Source organism: Propionigenium maris DSM 9537 (assembly GCF_027925155.1).
GTDB lineage: Bacteria > Fusobacteriota > Fusobacteriia > Fusobacteriales > Fusobacteriaceae > Propionigenium > Propionigenium maris.
In genome coordinates this window covers 34,973-48,104 of record NZ_BSDY01000004.1, presented here as the reverse complement: position 1 = coordinate 48,104, position 13,132 = coordinate 34,973, and the positions used below count along the sequence as shown (strand labels likewise).

General features: G+C 40.1%; 12 protein-coding genes. 9 read left to right on the top strand and 3 right to left on the bottom strand.

Annotated elements, in window-relative coordinates:
• Positions 1-31: 31 nt before the first annotated feature.
• The 5 genes from QMG11_RS04935 to QMG11_RS04915 all read left to right on the top strand — a co-directional run bounded on the left by QMG11_RS04935 (position 32) and on the right by QMG11_RS04915 (position 5,038).
• The gene (locus QMG11_RS04935) at positions 32-271 is read left to right on the top strand and encodes a hypothetical protein (RefSeq protein ID WP_281833962.1); all 240 of its coding nucleotides are present in this window, start codon (positions 32-34) and stop codon (positions 269-271) included.
• 395 nt (positions 272-666) lie between these two features.
• Positions 667-792 carry a hypothetical protein gene (locus tag QMG11_RS04930; protein WP_281833960.1) on the top strand — a complete coding sequence of 42 codons (126 nt, stop codon included), beginning with the start codon at positions 667-669 and terminating at the stop codon, positions 790-792.
• A gap of 313 nt (positions 793-1,105) precedes the next feature.
• A complete protein-coding gene (locus QMG11_RS04925; protein WP_281833958.1) occupies positions 1,106-1,603 on the top strand; it encodes a type II secretion system protein in 498 nt (165 codons plus the stop codon).
• 72 nt (positions 1,604-1,675) lie between these two features.
• The gene (locus QMG11_RS04920; RefSeq protein ID WP_281833957.1) at positions 1,676-4,711 is read left to right on the top strand and encodes a DUF3427 domain-containing protein; all 3,036 of its coding nucleotides are present in this window, start codon (positions 1,676-1,678) and stop codon (positions 4,709-4,711) included.
• 45 nt (positions 4,712-4,756) lie between these two features.
• Positions 4,757-5,038: a cysteine-rich small domain-containing protein gene (locus QMG11_RS04915; protein WP_281833956.1), complete on the top strand. Its 282-nt coding sequence runs from the start codon at positions 4,757-4,759 to the stop codon at positions 5,036-5,038.
• Between the two features lie 71 nt (positions 5,039-5,109).
• On the opposite strand, the gene QMG11_RS04910 is transcribed toward QMG11_RS04915, so the two are convergent.
• The 3 genes from QMG11_RS04910 to eam form a co-directional block, all read right to left on the bottom strand.
• Complete coding sequence (locus tag QMG11_RS04910) at positions 5,110-6,033, bottom strand: MBL fold metallo-hydrolase (protein WP_281833954.1); 924 nt, start codon at positions 6,031-6,033, stop codon at positions 5,110-5,112.
• A gap of 304 nt (positions 6,034-6,337) precedes the next feature.
• Entirely contained in the window at positions 6,338-6,898 is a 561-nt protein-coding gene (locus QMG11_RS04905; protein ID WP_281833953.1) for an acetate uptake transporter, read from the bottom strand.
• Positions 6,899-7,048: 150 nt separating this feature from the next.
• Positions 7,049-8,305, bottom strand: a complete 1,257-nt coding sequence (gene eam, locus QMG11_RS04900; RefSeq protein ID WP_281833951.1) for a glutamate 2,3-aminomutase — start codon at positions 8,303-8,305, stop codon at positions 7,049-7,051.
• A 303-nt stretch (positions 8,306-8,608) separates the two neighbouring features.
• Between eam and QMG11_RS04895 the strand changes: the two genes are divergently transcribed.
• From QMG11_RS04895 to QMG11_RS04880, 4 genes are all read left to right on the top strand, one after another.
• Entirely contained in the window at positions 8,609-9,259 is a 651-nt protein-coding gene (locus QMG11_RS04895) for an HD domain-containing protein (RefSeq protein WP_281833949.1), read from the top strand.
• A 68-nt stretch (positions 9,260-9,327) separates the two neighbouring features.
• On the top strand, positions 9,328-10,188 hold the full coding sequence (truB, locus tag QMG11_RS04890; protein ID WP_281833947.1) for a tRNA pseudouridine(55) synthase TruB: 861 nt from the start codon (positions 9,328-9,330) through the stop codon (positions 10,186-10,188).
• Positions 10,189-10,208: 20 nt separating this feature from the next.
• Entirely contained in the window at positions 10,209-12,023 is a 1,815-nt protein-coding gene (gene typA, locus QMG11_RS04885; protein WP_281833946.1) for a translational GTPase TypA, read from the top strand.
• Between the two features lie 5 nt (positions 12,024-12,028).
• On the top strand, positions 12,029-12,925 hold the full coding sequence (locus QMG11_RS04880) for an ankyrin repeat domain-containing protein (RefSeq protein WP_281833945.1): 897 nt from the start codon (positions 12,029-12,031) through the stop codon (positions 12,923-12,925).
• Positions 12,926-13,132 lie beyond the last annotated feature (207 nt).

The window sequence follows — 13,132 nt, the reverse complement described above, 5'->3', positions numbered from 1 at the left end:
TTGACACAGTACCCCAAAGGAGATGATATAGATGGAGAAGAAAGCCGTAAAATCAAGAGTGAGTGAGTTAAGAAAGAAGGAAGGGAAACCAGCATACAGGGATTATGATTCCAATCTTACTAAGGATATAAAGATAAAGGGGCCTCAGCCAGAGGTGGAGTATCTGAGAGATCTGATGAATATAGCATCGGGACCTAAGAAAAGAACGAGACACAGTCTGGTGATAGAGCTTCTGGAAAGATATATAGAGGAAAATGATCTTTTAAAGTAATATAAATAATTGATTTAGAAAAAGCCCTTCAAAGAGAAGGGCTTTTTCTTGTTAAGGAAAGTATAAAATTATAGGTTGATTTTATAAAAAAATAATTACATAAGGTTAGTAAGGGTGGAGTGTCACGCTCCTTTTTGATTTTTTTTCTTGCATATGCTATAAAAATAAGTTAGACTTTGTTGCAGCAAAAAGGAGGTGATCATTATTTTTATGAAAAATAATCTAACGGTCGAGGTATTTGGGAAGTAGAGTTATCGAATTTTTTAAATCACGAAAGGAGGGGTTAAGATGATGAAGCTGAATGTTGGGAATTTTGTCGCATATTTTTTAACCTCACAGAGGCAGATAATCTAGTAGTACGTGGGGTTCAGTAGCTTAAAAGCTTAGGAGGAACCTTGAATTTCTTTATAGTTTTACTTATTATTGTAGTAGTATTATATCTGGCTAGACCCTATGATGAAGTGGATGAGATAATTTCAGAGTATAGGTCTAAGATGGAAGAAAATACGAGACTCCTTTAATGGGAGTCTTTTTTTATTGTTAATGAAAGTATAGAGTTAATAAAATTGAGTAAAGTAATGAGTGCTCCAGCTGATTATTGGGATGCAACGTCATGTTGTTTTTATGAAAAATTTAATTAAATAGTTTAAAAAATCCATTGATACTCTCTGGAGGGGATGATATAATCCACAGTTGAAGAAAACTTGCATTCTAATGAAAAGTATAAAAGAATGGATATTTTGGGTAGTTATAATTTTGATTTAACTCTCTACAGAGGTATATGGACAGAGAGTAGGCAGGAATAAATTTTAGATATTATTTTGGAGGTACAGAATGAAAAGGAAAGGTTTTACTTTAATAGAGTTAATGGTAACTATAGCCATAATAGGTCTTCTGGCGGCAATAGCCCTGCCTAGGTTTACAGGTGTGACTGAGGATGCTAAGGTGGCCAATGTTCAAGGGAATCTAGCAAATCTTAGAACAGCAGCTCAAATGTTTGTGGTGAAGACTGGAAATACAAATGTACATGACATGTTTGATATAAATACTGAAAATGTGAGACCAGAATTTCAAGAGTTTTACTCCAAGGGAAGGGTTCCGAGAATTGTCCCTGGAAAAAATTTAACTTATGAAAAAGTAGGAATAACTTATGGACCTCTAGATAATAGAGACTTTAATCAAGCTAATCAAGACTCTACAACTGTAGCTAAATTTGCTTTTTGGGCTGATTCGACCCCAGATGCAGGGGGCTCAACATCTACTTTGAAAGAGATTTATGCTTACTTACAATCTAATACCTATGATGGAGGTATCGACTGGAAAGAATTTTAAAGGGAGTTGCCTCCCTTTTTTTATATGGAAAAGTATGAGATAATCTAAGAAATAATATATTAGGAGATAGTTATGCATGAGGAACTGAAGAGGAGAAGAAAGGAGTATGACAGGGGAGTAGAGGTAAAGCTTCCCCTAGAGGAGTACTCCAGAGTGCTCAAAAGAGAGATAAACAGGGAAAATAACAGGAAGATAGATGAGTATATAAGAGGGGGAAGCTACGATAAGGCAGTAAACTTTGTGGAGGAAAGCAGAGGAATAGATCTGGAACTCCCCCTTAGAAATATAGTGGCAGGTGAGGTAGAGGGAGAACACAGGGGGATCATAGAGGAGGACAGGCTCATATTAAATGAAAGGCTGAAAAATATGAGTATGCTCAAAAGTATAAAGGAGGAACTGTCCACATGTGATGAGTTTATATTTGTTGTGAGCTTTATAAGATATTCAGGGCTGCAGCTCCTTATATCTAAGTTGAAGGAGTTAGAAAAAAGGGGAGTAAGGGGAAGGGTACTTACCTCGGTGTATATGAATATAACTGAACCCAAAGCTCTGAGAAAGCTCATGGAGTTTAGCAATATAGAGGTTAAGATATACAATGCCCACAGGGATAGCTTCCATACTAAAGCCTATATATTTAAAAGGGATAGCGGACTGGGGACAGCAATAGTTGGTTCCTCCAATATAAGCCACCAGGCACTTCTCTGTGGGGAGGAGTGGAATATAAAGGTTGGGGAGTCCACTGGAGATGTGATGGAGGATTCCTTGAAGCACTTTGAAAAGTTGTGGTGCAGCGAGGAAGCTATAGAGGTAGATGAAGGTATCATAGAAAGGTATGAAAAGTTCAGAGACAGTTTTAAGGAGAGCAGAGACTTCACCTTTGACTTTCTGGAGAGTAGAGGAAGTGGAAATGAGATACATCCCAACTCCATGCAGGGAGAGATCCTGGAAAGACTGGAGGAGATGAGGAAAGGCGGAGTAGTAAGAGCTCTGGCAATTGCGGCTACAGGTACGGGAAAGACCTATCTTTCAGCCTTTGATGTGGCCAACTTTTCTCCTAAGCGACTTCTCTTCCTTGCTCACAGGGAGGAACTATTAAGGGGAGCCATGGCTACCTATGAAAGGTTTTTTCCTAGGGAGGAGATGGGATATCTTACAGGGAATGAAAAATCCTATGACAGTAGGTATGTTTTTGCCACAGTACAGACTCTTTCTAAAAATGAGTCCCTGGAAAGGTACTCCAGGGAGCACTTTGATTATATCGTTGTAGATGAGTTTCACCACTCAGCTGCAGAGAGCTATATGAAGATAATAGACCACTTTAAACCAGAGTTTCTCCTTGGACTTACAGCTACCCCAGAGAGGATGGATGGTAAGGATATACTGGAGATTTGCGACTATAATGTAGCGGGAGAGATCAGGCTCAAGGAAGCCCTTTCAAGGGAGCTGCTGGTTCCCTTCCACTATTTTGGTATAGCTGATGATACTACAGACTATACCGAGATACCCGAGAAAAATGGACATCTTGTGGAGAAGGTTCTGAGCGAAAAACTGAGCATAAATACAAGAGTGGAGTTTATCTTAAGTAAGATAGATGAGTATCTCTACGATGGAAAAGATATGTGTGCTCTGAGTTTTTGTGTGGATAAAAATCATGCAAGATATATGAGTGAGGAGTTCAGGTCCAGGGGAGTAAGGAGTGAGGTTATTCTGGCAGATACCTCTCTGAAGGAGAGAGCCAGAATCCTGAAAGACCTCAGGGAAAACAGGATAGAGATCGTCTTTACAGTGGATATATTCAACGAGGGAATAGACATCCCTCAGGTAAACCTTCTTTTATTTTTAAGACCTACAGAATCTTCCACAATATTTATACAGCAGCTTGGAAGGGGACTTAGAAAGCACGGTAATAAAAGTTATGTAACTATACTGGACTTTATAGGGAACTACAGCAAGTCCTTTGTGGGAGCAACTGCAATTACAAGGGAGCTGGGAGAGAGTCAGGAGGGAATAAGAAAAAATATAGAGGAGGGCTTTGGAGGTCTTCCAGGAAGTAGTTATATAGAGTTTGACAGGATATGTCAGAGAAGGATACTGGATAAGATAGGAAGTATAAAATATACCTCTAAAAACTATCTCAAGGAGAGGTATTTAGAGGTAAGAGCCAAGTATGATAGGCCTCTACAGCCTATGGACTTCCTCTATGAGGGGGATACCTTTGAGAGGCTTGTAGCCTCCTTTGGAAGCTTTTGCCTGGCCAAGAAAGCTGCAGGGGATCTTTCACAAGGGGAGATGGTTGAGGAGAGAAGGGCTCTTGAGCTTTTGGAGAGACTTGATTCTATGATGCCTATAAAGAGACCTCATGAGACTCTTATTCTCAAGGAAGCTTTACTAAAGGGAAGAGAGTGTATAGAAATAGAAGATATTGTGGAAATAATAGGAAGGGGAAGGAGAGGGATTCAGGAACAGAGGATAGAGAGAGCATTCAAAGAACTGGCTGAGGAATATAAGAAGCAGGATTGGTCCTTTGGAAGAGTGGAGGATGGATTTATAGCAGATGAGGAAGTGATGGAGATCCTAGAGGATAAGCAGATCTATAAGATGGTTGAGAACAGGCTAGAGTATGCCCTTCACAGGTATGAGAGGGAGTTTGATCTGCAGGATGGAGGTCTTGAAGTCCACAGGGAATATTCCAGATTGGAGCTTCAAATACTCTTAGATTCTCAGGTACCTAAGGGGTCGTGGCGAGCAGGATATGCTGTAGCTCACGATGAGATATGTCTCTTCATAACCATGGAAAAGGATAGAGATACAGAGGAGCACCTACTATATGACAACTACTTTGACGATCAGGAGATCGTTCAGTGGATCAGTCAGAATAAGACATCCCATTCATCTAAGGTGGGAGAGATGTTTGTAAAGCATAGTGAGCAGGGAAGAAGAGTTCATATCTTTATAAGAAGATCCAGAGAGGGTCAGGGTATTACCAGGAACTTCATCTATCTGGGAGAGGCAGATTACCACACAAGTTATGGTGATAAGCCAATGTATATAAAGTGGAGGTTACACAAAAAAGTTCCCGACAAAATTTTTCTTGATTTAACCAGTTGATGGGAGTATGATAGCTATTATCAAAGGTTAAAAAAGGGAGGAAGTATGGGTAACAACTACAAGTTTGTACAAAACAGCAAGTGTGAATTTTTTCCATGTCATGATATGAAGGATACAGAGAAGTTTAACTGTCTCTTCTGCTACTGTCCCCTATATATGATGGGAGAGGATTGTGGAGGAAACTTTAAATATACAGATCACGGTATAAAGGACTGCTCAGGCTGTCTGCTGCCTCACACTAAGGATGTGGGATATGATCATATTCAAAAGAAGATGATGAGCGTAATAGAGCAGGTACAGGAAGAATACCTAAATAAAAAGAAATAAAGATGAGACCTGCAGATGCAGGTCTCATTTTAAATTACTGGAGCAGCCTCATTAAAAATAGAAATAAACCTCTAATACTCTGTTACTTCCCCTATCTCTGGAACCTTATATTTTAAGCCTTTAATTTTCTTAGCTTTCTTTTCAAACCTGATGAGGGGTTCATCCCATCTATGGAGGGACAGGTCATACTTTCTATTGTGGATGGGAACTATTAAATTACTTCTTAGATCTATCCCTACATCCACTGTTTCCTCTGGCATAAGGTGGACATTGGGCCAGTACTTTGAGTAAGCTCCACACTCTATAAAGGTTATATCAAAGGGACCATATTCCTCTCCTATCCTCTTAAACTCCTTCCAGTAGCCTGTATCCCCTGAAAAGAAAAGGGTTTTACTTCCCTTAACTATCCATGAGCCCCAGAGACTCCTATTTCCATCAAAGAGACCCCGACCGCTAAAGTGTCTTGTTGGTGTGAAGGATATCTCCAATCCATTGAAGGTAGAAGTTTTATCCCATCTAAGCTCCACTATCTTCTCGTTATCTACCCCCTGCTTTATAAGGAGCGTTCCCACTCCAGCAGGAACAAAGTATTTTTCCACCCTACTATCCAGCTTTCTTATGGTGCTATAGTCCAGGTGGTCGTAGTGGTTGTGGGAGATCAATACCCCGTCTATCCTGGAAGGTATATCCTCCACACGATACTTCCTTCTGTACTTGAAGTTCCTTGGACCGATTCCAAGGGGACCAACTCTCCCGTCCCGCAGAACAGGGTCTGTAATGAATATTCTGCCATCTAGTTTAAAGAGTACAGTTGAGTGTCCAAGAAGGATAAAAGCGTTTTCCTTCCTATGAAACTCCTCCATATCCAGCTTCCGATTTTCATATAAGCTGGGATTTTTATTTCTATCCCTTTTAAAGAAGTAATCTATATACATATCAAAAGGTCTTCTATTTTTAGAGGCAACCTTATTCTTACCTTTTCTTTTAAAGTTCATATGACCCCCGATGTTTGCCGTTTTTTATAATCTATTTGAGCTTAATTTTATTCCTTCTAAGTGTTTTTTCTTATGAAATCAGCTGGGAAGTTATTGGCATAACCAAGAGGACTGAACTCCTATTATTGGTTTCTTCTCCCACTAATTCCCTTACTCTATAAATTCAACTTCCCCGGGGAAATCCTCTATTATTTTAAGGGATTTGAAGAAAGAGGTAGTGGGGAAGGGGTGACACCAGATTAATAAAATAATAATGCTCATTAATAAAAAAAGCTGTCCATTTGGACAGCTTTTAGTTATAAACCTATAGAGGAAGAACCACTCTATCGTACTTCTCATTTAATACCTGAGCCATAGCCTCATAAAGAGCAAGGGCTCCACATACCATTCCCTCATATCCAGCAAATGTGTGGATAGCTGCGCTTCCTGTAAACTCGCTTGCAGCAAGAAGGAAGAAGAGAATTGTCAGAGTAAGGAATACTCCCTGTCCAACCTTAGGACCATTTAAAGTACCAAAGAATAGGAAGAGTGTGAAGATTCCCCACATAAGCAGGTACCATCCCATAGATACAGGACTAGCAACCATGAACCCGAAGTTACTCATAACTATAATACCTACAAGAGACCACCAGAAACATCCATATGATGTAAAGGCAAGGGTACCAAAAGTATTTCCCTTCTTGAACTCAAGGATACCAGCAATGATCTGAGCAAATCCTCCGTAGAAGATTCCCATAACAAGGATCATATCGCTCAGCTCTATAAATCCTGCGTTGTGTAGATTAAGTAAGATTGTTGTCATACCAAACCCGGCAAGTCCCAGAGGGGCAGGGTTAGCTAACTTGTTTTTTAATGTGTTTTCCAAGATATTACCTCCTAATTTTTTAACAAGGAGTATTATAGCAAGGGAAATAAAAAAGAACATTAAAAAACTTTTAATTTTTTTTAATTTTTGAATGTGAAAAAATAAGATAAAAAGCAATAAAAAAGGACAGCCTATGGCTGTCCAGATAGATTAGATTAAATCCTTTATATTCTTAGTTGGGTGATTTTCATAGTCGATAACCTTCCCCTCCCAAGTTCTGATCTTAACATAGTCTGTACCTCTAGAGATCATATATTGTGGTGCAATAGGAGTCTTCCCCTGACCCTTAGGTGCATTGATAATATATGTAGGAACAGCCATACCAGAGGTATACCCTCTCAGGTATTCCATGATCTCAATACCATCATCTACAGATGTATTGAAGTGAGTAGTTCCGATTACATGTTTAGCGTGGAAGATGTAGTAAGGTCTTACTCTGATCTTTAGCATCTCATGGTTCATAAGTCTCATTACGAACTTATCGTTGTTGATTCCGTTTAGGAGAACTGCCTGGTTTCCTAGTGGTACACCTGCATTTGCAAGTCTCTCACAAGCTTCCTTAACCTCTGGAGTGATCTCCTTAGGGTGGTTGAAGTGTGTGTTGAGGTAGATTGGGTGATACTTTTTAAGCATCTCTACCAGTTCAGGAGTAACTCTCTGAGGCATAGTTACAGGAGTTCTAGTTCCCAGTCTGATATAGTCAACATGAGGAATAGATCTAAGCTCCTTTAGGATCCACTCAAGTCTTGAATCTGAAAGACATAGAGCATCTCCACCAGTAAGAAGGATGTCTCTTATCTCAGAATTACTTCTAATGTATTCGATGGATTCCATGATAGCTGCATCATTTGTATGAGTATCATTTTCTCCGATATTTCTTCTTCTCTGACAGTGTCTACAGTACATAGCACACTCATTGGTAGTGTTTATAATAAGTCTGTCTGGGTATCTTCTTGTAATAGTACCTGCAGGGTTGGTAAACTCCTCACCCATTGGGTCAGCATCTCCCTCTAGAGCTTGGATCTCTACTCCAGTAGGAACCGAAAGTAATCTGATAGGGTCATACCTATCAGCAGGGTTGATAAGGGAAGCGTAGTATGGAGAGATAGCCCATCTGAAGTTTTTACCAACTTCTTCGATCTGCTTCTTCTCCTCATCTGTAAGGTCGATAATAAGACTAAGAGTCACAACGTCTGAGATTCTGTTAACAAGCTGCCACTTATAGCTCTTCCAATCCTCTTCAGTAGCATTAAAATGCTTCATAAGTATTTCCTTTGATCTATTATATTGCTCCTGTACCTCAGGATCCATCCCCTTGGCAATAGAATCTCTTGCCACAAGGTAATCATCAATTCTAGATTTAAGTTCCTCAGCTCTCTTTAGAGAAATTTCACGTTTTTTATTCAAATTCGCACCTCCTGATTATAATCAAATATAAGTAGTCTATACTCCACAAAAATTATATATAGACGATATACCTTAATATTATATATCAAATATATGATTATGTCAAATGGGATAGCGGATGTATATCTTACGAGGGACTAATATATATGGTCTATATAATAACTAGAAATGGTGTATATAAAATTTTTCATAAATTTTCCTTAAATCCCATTTAATTATTGGAGAAGAAAAAATTTTTCCTTGAAAATTTAAGGAAGGGTCTGCTAGTCTGATTAAAAGCAAGGATGTAAGGAGAAGGGATATATGAAGGATAGAGAAGTAATAGAGAGAGTGGAGAACTACTTAAGGGAAAAGTTTTTAGACAGGGGAGATGCCCACGATTACTGGCACATGATGAGGGTATATAAGCTGGCAAGGGAGATCTGTATGGCTGAGGAGGGAGATCTTCAAATAGTTTCCCTGGCAGCCCTTCTTCACGATGTGGCAGACCATAAGTTTCTTGAACCAGGGGATACCGAGGAGGGAAAGCTGGCAGAGGTATTAGATGAGCTGGAGATCCTTGGTGAAACAAGGGAAAGAATAGAGGAGATAATACTAAACCTTTCATATAAGGGAGGAACCAACAGGTATGAGTTTGATCACCTGGAGGGGAAGATAGTAAGGGATGCAGACAGGCTGGACAGTATAGGAGCCATTGGAGTGGGAAGAGCCTTTGCCTATGGGGGAAGCAGGGACAGACCTATGCATGACCCTCTTGATAAGCCTAAAGAATTCAAGGATCTACAGGAGTACAAAAAAAATAATGGCTCCACTATAAATCATTTCTATGAAAAACTTCTGAAACTTAGGGACGGTTTTTATACTGAAACAGCCCGAAAGAGAGCTGTGAGAAGGCATGAGTTTATGGAGGAGTTTCTCAGGGAGTTTCTTTTGGAGTGGGAAGGTAAAGCTTAGTATTGGCTAAAGGGGACAATTATGTTATAATTTGGGGTAAACTTTAATTTTGGAGTAAGGAGAAAAGAGTGGACGGCATTATAAATGTAGACAAGTCTTCTGGAATGACTTCCTTCGATGTAGTAAGGAAGGTAAAGAAGATACTGAAGATGAGAAAAGTAGGACACACTGGAACCCTGGATCCCCTGGCAACTGGAATTCTTGTAATCTGTACTGGAAGGGCAACAAAGCTGGCCCAGTCCATAGAGGGAGAAGCAAAGACCTATGTGGCAGGCTTCGAGCTGGGATATAAGACTACCACCTATGATATAGAGGGAGAGGTAGTGGACAGATCTGATGTGCTGGTAACAAGGGAGGAAGTAGAAGGAATCCTGGAAAAATTCAGAGGAGAGATCGATCAGGTACCTCCAATGTACTCTGCCCTTAAGGTGGACGGAAAGAGACTCTATGAGCTGGCCCGTGAGGGAGTGGAGATAGAGAGAAAGTCCAGAAGGGTTACTATAGATAAGCTTGAACTGGTGAATTTCGACGGAAGGAAGGGAACCCTTCTCTGTGAGGTATCCAAGGGGACATATATAAGGTCTCTGATCTATGACATAGGTGAGGAGCTTAAAACATTTGGAGTGATGACAAGCCTTCGTAGAACCCAGGTAGGAGGTTACGATCTATCAACTGCTTATACCATCGATGAGATGGAGAGGATGGCAGAAGCTGGAGATATGAGCTTCCACAAGGGAGTAGAGGAGAGCTTCCAGTATCCAGAGATAGAGCTTACTGGAGAGAAAAACATTAAATTATTTAACAATGGTAACACAGTGGTATACAGAAAGGCCGACGGTAAGTACAGGGTTTATTCTGAAGGTAAGTTTTTAGGACTTGCAACCATTGTAAGAAACCGTTTAAAAGGATATAAATATTATAACGTCTAGGAGAGACGAAAAGGAGAAATATGAATATAAAGAACATAGCTATTATAGCTCACGTTGACCACGGAAAGACAACACTAGTCGATGGAATGCTAAAGCAGTCTGGTACATTTGGAGAGCACGAAGCTGTAGATGAAAGAGTGATGGACAGCAACGATCTAGAAAGAGAGAGAGGAATAACTATCTTCTCTAAGAATGCATCCCTTACTTATAAGGATCACAAGATCAACATCGTAGATACACCAGGACACGCGGACTTCGGTGGAGAGGTACAGAGAATACTTAAGATGGTGGACTCGGTACTACTTCTTGTAGATGCCTTTGAGGGAGTAATGCCTCAGACTAAGTACGTACTTAAGCAGGCTCTTGAGCACGGACTAAACCCAATCGTAGTAGTAAACAAGATCGACAGACCAAACTCAACTCCAGAGGAAGTAGTGGACTCTGTATTCGACCTGTTTGTAGAGCTAGGGGCAAACGATACACAGCTGGAATTCCCAGTAGTATACGCTTCAGCGAAAAACGGATTTGCTAAGCACGAGCTAGAGGATGAGGATTTAAACATGATCCCTCTATTTGACACTATCCTAGAGCACGTACCTGCTCCAGACGGTAACCCTGAAGCACCACTTCAGATGCTTGTAACAAACATCGCTCCAGACAACTACCTTGGAAAGCTAGGAACTGGAAGAATCCATAACGGAATCGTAAGAAAGAACGATGAAGTAACTCTTATGAAGAGAGACGGTTCAACAATCAACTATAAGATCACTAGAATCTTTGGTGCAGAGGGACTGAAGAGAGTAGAGATGGAGGAAGCTAAAGCTGGAGATATCGTAACTGTAGCTGGACTTGAAAAGGTAGATATCGGAGAAACTATCGCTTCTAGAGAAAACCCAATGGCACTTCCGCTAATCGACATCGATGAGCCTACTCTTGCGATGACATTCATGGTAAACGACTCTCCATTCGTTGGAAGAGAAGGAAAGTTTGTAACGTCTAGAAATATCTGGGACAGACTACAAAAAGAGCTTGACCACAACGTATCTATGAAAGTAGAGGAAACTGGTTCTGCAGATGCCTTCATCGTAAAGGGAAGGGGAGAACTTCAACTTTCTATCCTTATTGAAAACATGAGAAGAGAGGGATTTGAGATCCAGGTGGCTAAGCCGCAGGTAATCATGAAGGAGATCGACGGAGTACTTTGTGAGCCAATCGAGCTTGCTACAATCGACGTTGCAGATGAGTTTACTGGAGTAGTAATCGAGAAGCTGGGACTTAGAAAAGGTGAGATGATCAACATGATCCAGGGTACAGACGGATACACAAGAATCGAGTTTAAGGTACCAGCTAGAGGACTTATCGGATTCAGAAATGAATTCATGACAGAAACTAGAGGAACTGGAGTACTTAACCACTCATTCTACGACTACGAGCCGCATAGAGGAGAGGTTCCTACAAGAATCAGAGGAGTACTTATCTCAATCGATTCTGGTTCAACTACAGCTTACTCCCTTGCTAACCTACAGGACAGAGGAGTTCTATTCATGGAACCAGGTGTAGAGATCTATGAGGGAATGATCGTAGGAGAGCACAACAGAGAAAACGACCTTACTGTAAACGTAACTAGAGGAAAGCAGCTTACTAACATGAGAACATCAAGTTCAGATGGAATCACAAAGTTAGCACCAGCTAGATTATTTACTCTAGAGCAGGCTCTTGAGTACATCGGAGACGATGAGCTTGTAGAGATTACTCCAGAGAGCATCAGAATGAGAAAGAAACTTCTTAATGAAGGTGAAAGAAAAAGAGCGGCTAGAGCAAGCGCTAAGGGGTAATTGATATGAAGAAGGTGTTTATATTATTTTTAACTTTAATCCTAATAGCTTGTAGCAATACAAAAAAGAGTGATAATACTTTAGTAGATAATATAGCAGTAACACCAGAAGATGTTTACACTTCTATTCTCTTAGATGATGTAGATAGTGTAAGGCTTTTCTTAGATAATGGATTCCCTGTGGATACAGTGGATGAAGCAGGGGAAACCCTTGTGATAAAGGCAGTGAAGAGTAACTCCCTAGAGGTACTGGATCTCCTTGTAGAGAGAAAAGCTTCCCTTAACAGGGGAACATATCCATATATTAGAAGAAATACGGATATAGAGGTGGCAGGAAAAACTCCTCTATACTTTGTGAAAAGTCAGGAAGCTCTTGAAATCCTAGTAGATGGAGGAGCTGATATAAACTATGTAAACAGCAAGGGAGAACCCCTTCTCATAGATTATATAAAATATAAGCCTGAACCCTATATAGAAACTCTTATAGACAGGGGTGTTAAGGTGAATGTAGCAGACAGTGAGATGTGGTCTCCCCTTATCTGGGCTTCTGTAAATAATCAGAAGAACGTTGTGGAGAAGCTCATTGGAGCAGGAGCAGACATGAACTTTAGAGATGCCAAGGGAAACTATGCAGTCTATTATGCCTACAATAAAGAGGTGATATCCCTTCTTATAAATGAAAACTATGATCTTACCCATAGAAATACCGATGGTGAAAGGGTCATGGGAGAGGTATATTTGAAGTGTGTAGCCAATGGCTATCTAGATGAGGTAGAAAGGCTTTTGAACATAGGAATAGATGTAAACTACATGTCCTATGGAGATACAGCTGTGACCTTAGCTCGTGAGAATAAGGATGCAGAGATGCTCTACCTACTTGAGAGTAGGGGAGCAGTGGAATAGAGATAGAAAGGCTGCAGCTATAAAGTTGCAGCCTTTTTTATTTTAAAAAAGGTATATTTAAATTATTGTTTAAAAAGTCAAGGAAAGTGAAGGCTGAAAAGCGAAAAGTGTAGTGAAGTTGTACTGTGGAATTTAGGTGAGTGTTCTAAAGTTGACAGAGTGTTAAAAGTATGGTAATATAGTCATGATAAATATAACTAATATGAA

Bases quoted from the DNA above. Each gene is read 5' to 3' on its own strand.
- QMG11_RS04880 (WP_281833945.1), top strand. From the start codon at position 12,029: ATGAAGAAGGTGTTTATATTATTTTTAACTTTAATCCTAATAGCTTGT.
- QMG11_RS04935 (WP_281833962.1), top strand. From the start codon at position 32: ATGGAGAAGAAAGCCGTAAAATCAAGAGTGAGTGAGTTAAGAAAGAAG.
- QMG11_RS04895 (WP_281833949.1), top strand. From the start codon at position 8,609: ATGAAGGATAGAGAAGTAATAGAGAGAGTGGAGAACTACTTAAGGGAA.
- QMG11_RS04915 (WP_281833956.1), top strand. From the start codon at position 4,757: ATGGGTAACAACTACAAGTTTGTACAAAACAGCAAGTGTGAATTTTTT.
- QMG11_RS04910 (WP_281833954.1), bottom strand. From the start codon at position 6,033: ATGAACTTTAAAAGAAAAGGTAAGAATAAGGTTGCCTCTAAAAATAGA.
- typA (WP_281833946.1), top strand. From the start codon at position 10,209: ATGAATATAAAGAACATAGCTATTATAGCTCACGTTGACCACGGAAAG.
- QMG11_RS04925 (WP_281833958.1), top strand. From the start codon at position 1,106: ATGAAAAGGAAAGGTTTTACTTTAATAGAGTTAATGGTAACTATAGCC.
- QMG11_RS04920 (WP_281833957.1), top strand. From the start codon at position 1,676: ATGCATGAGGAACTGAAGAGGAGAAGAAAGGAGTATGACAGGGGAGTA.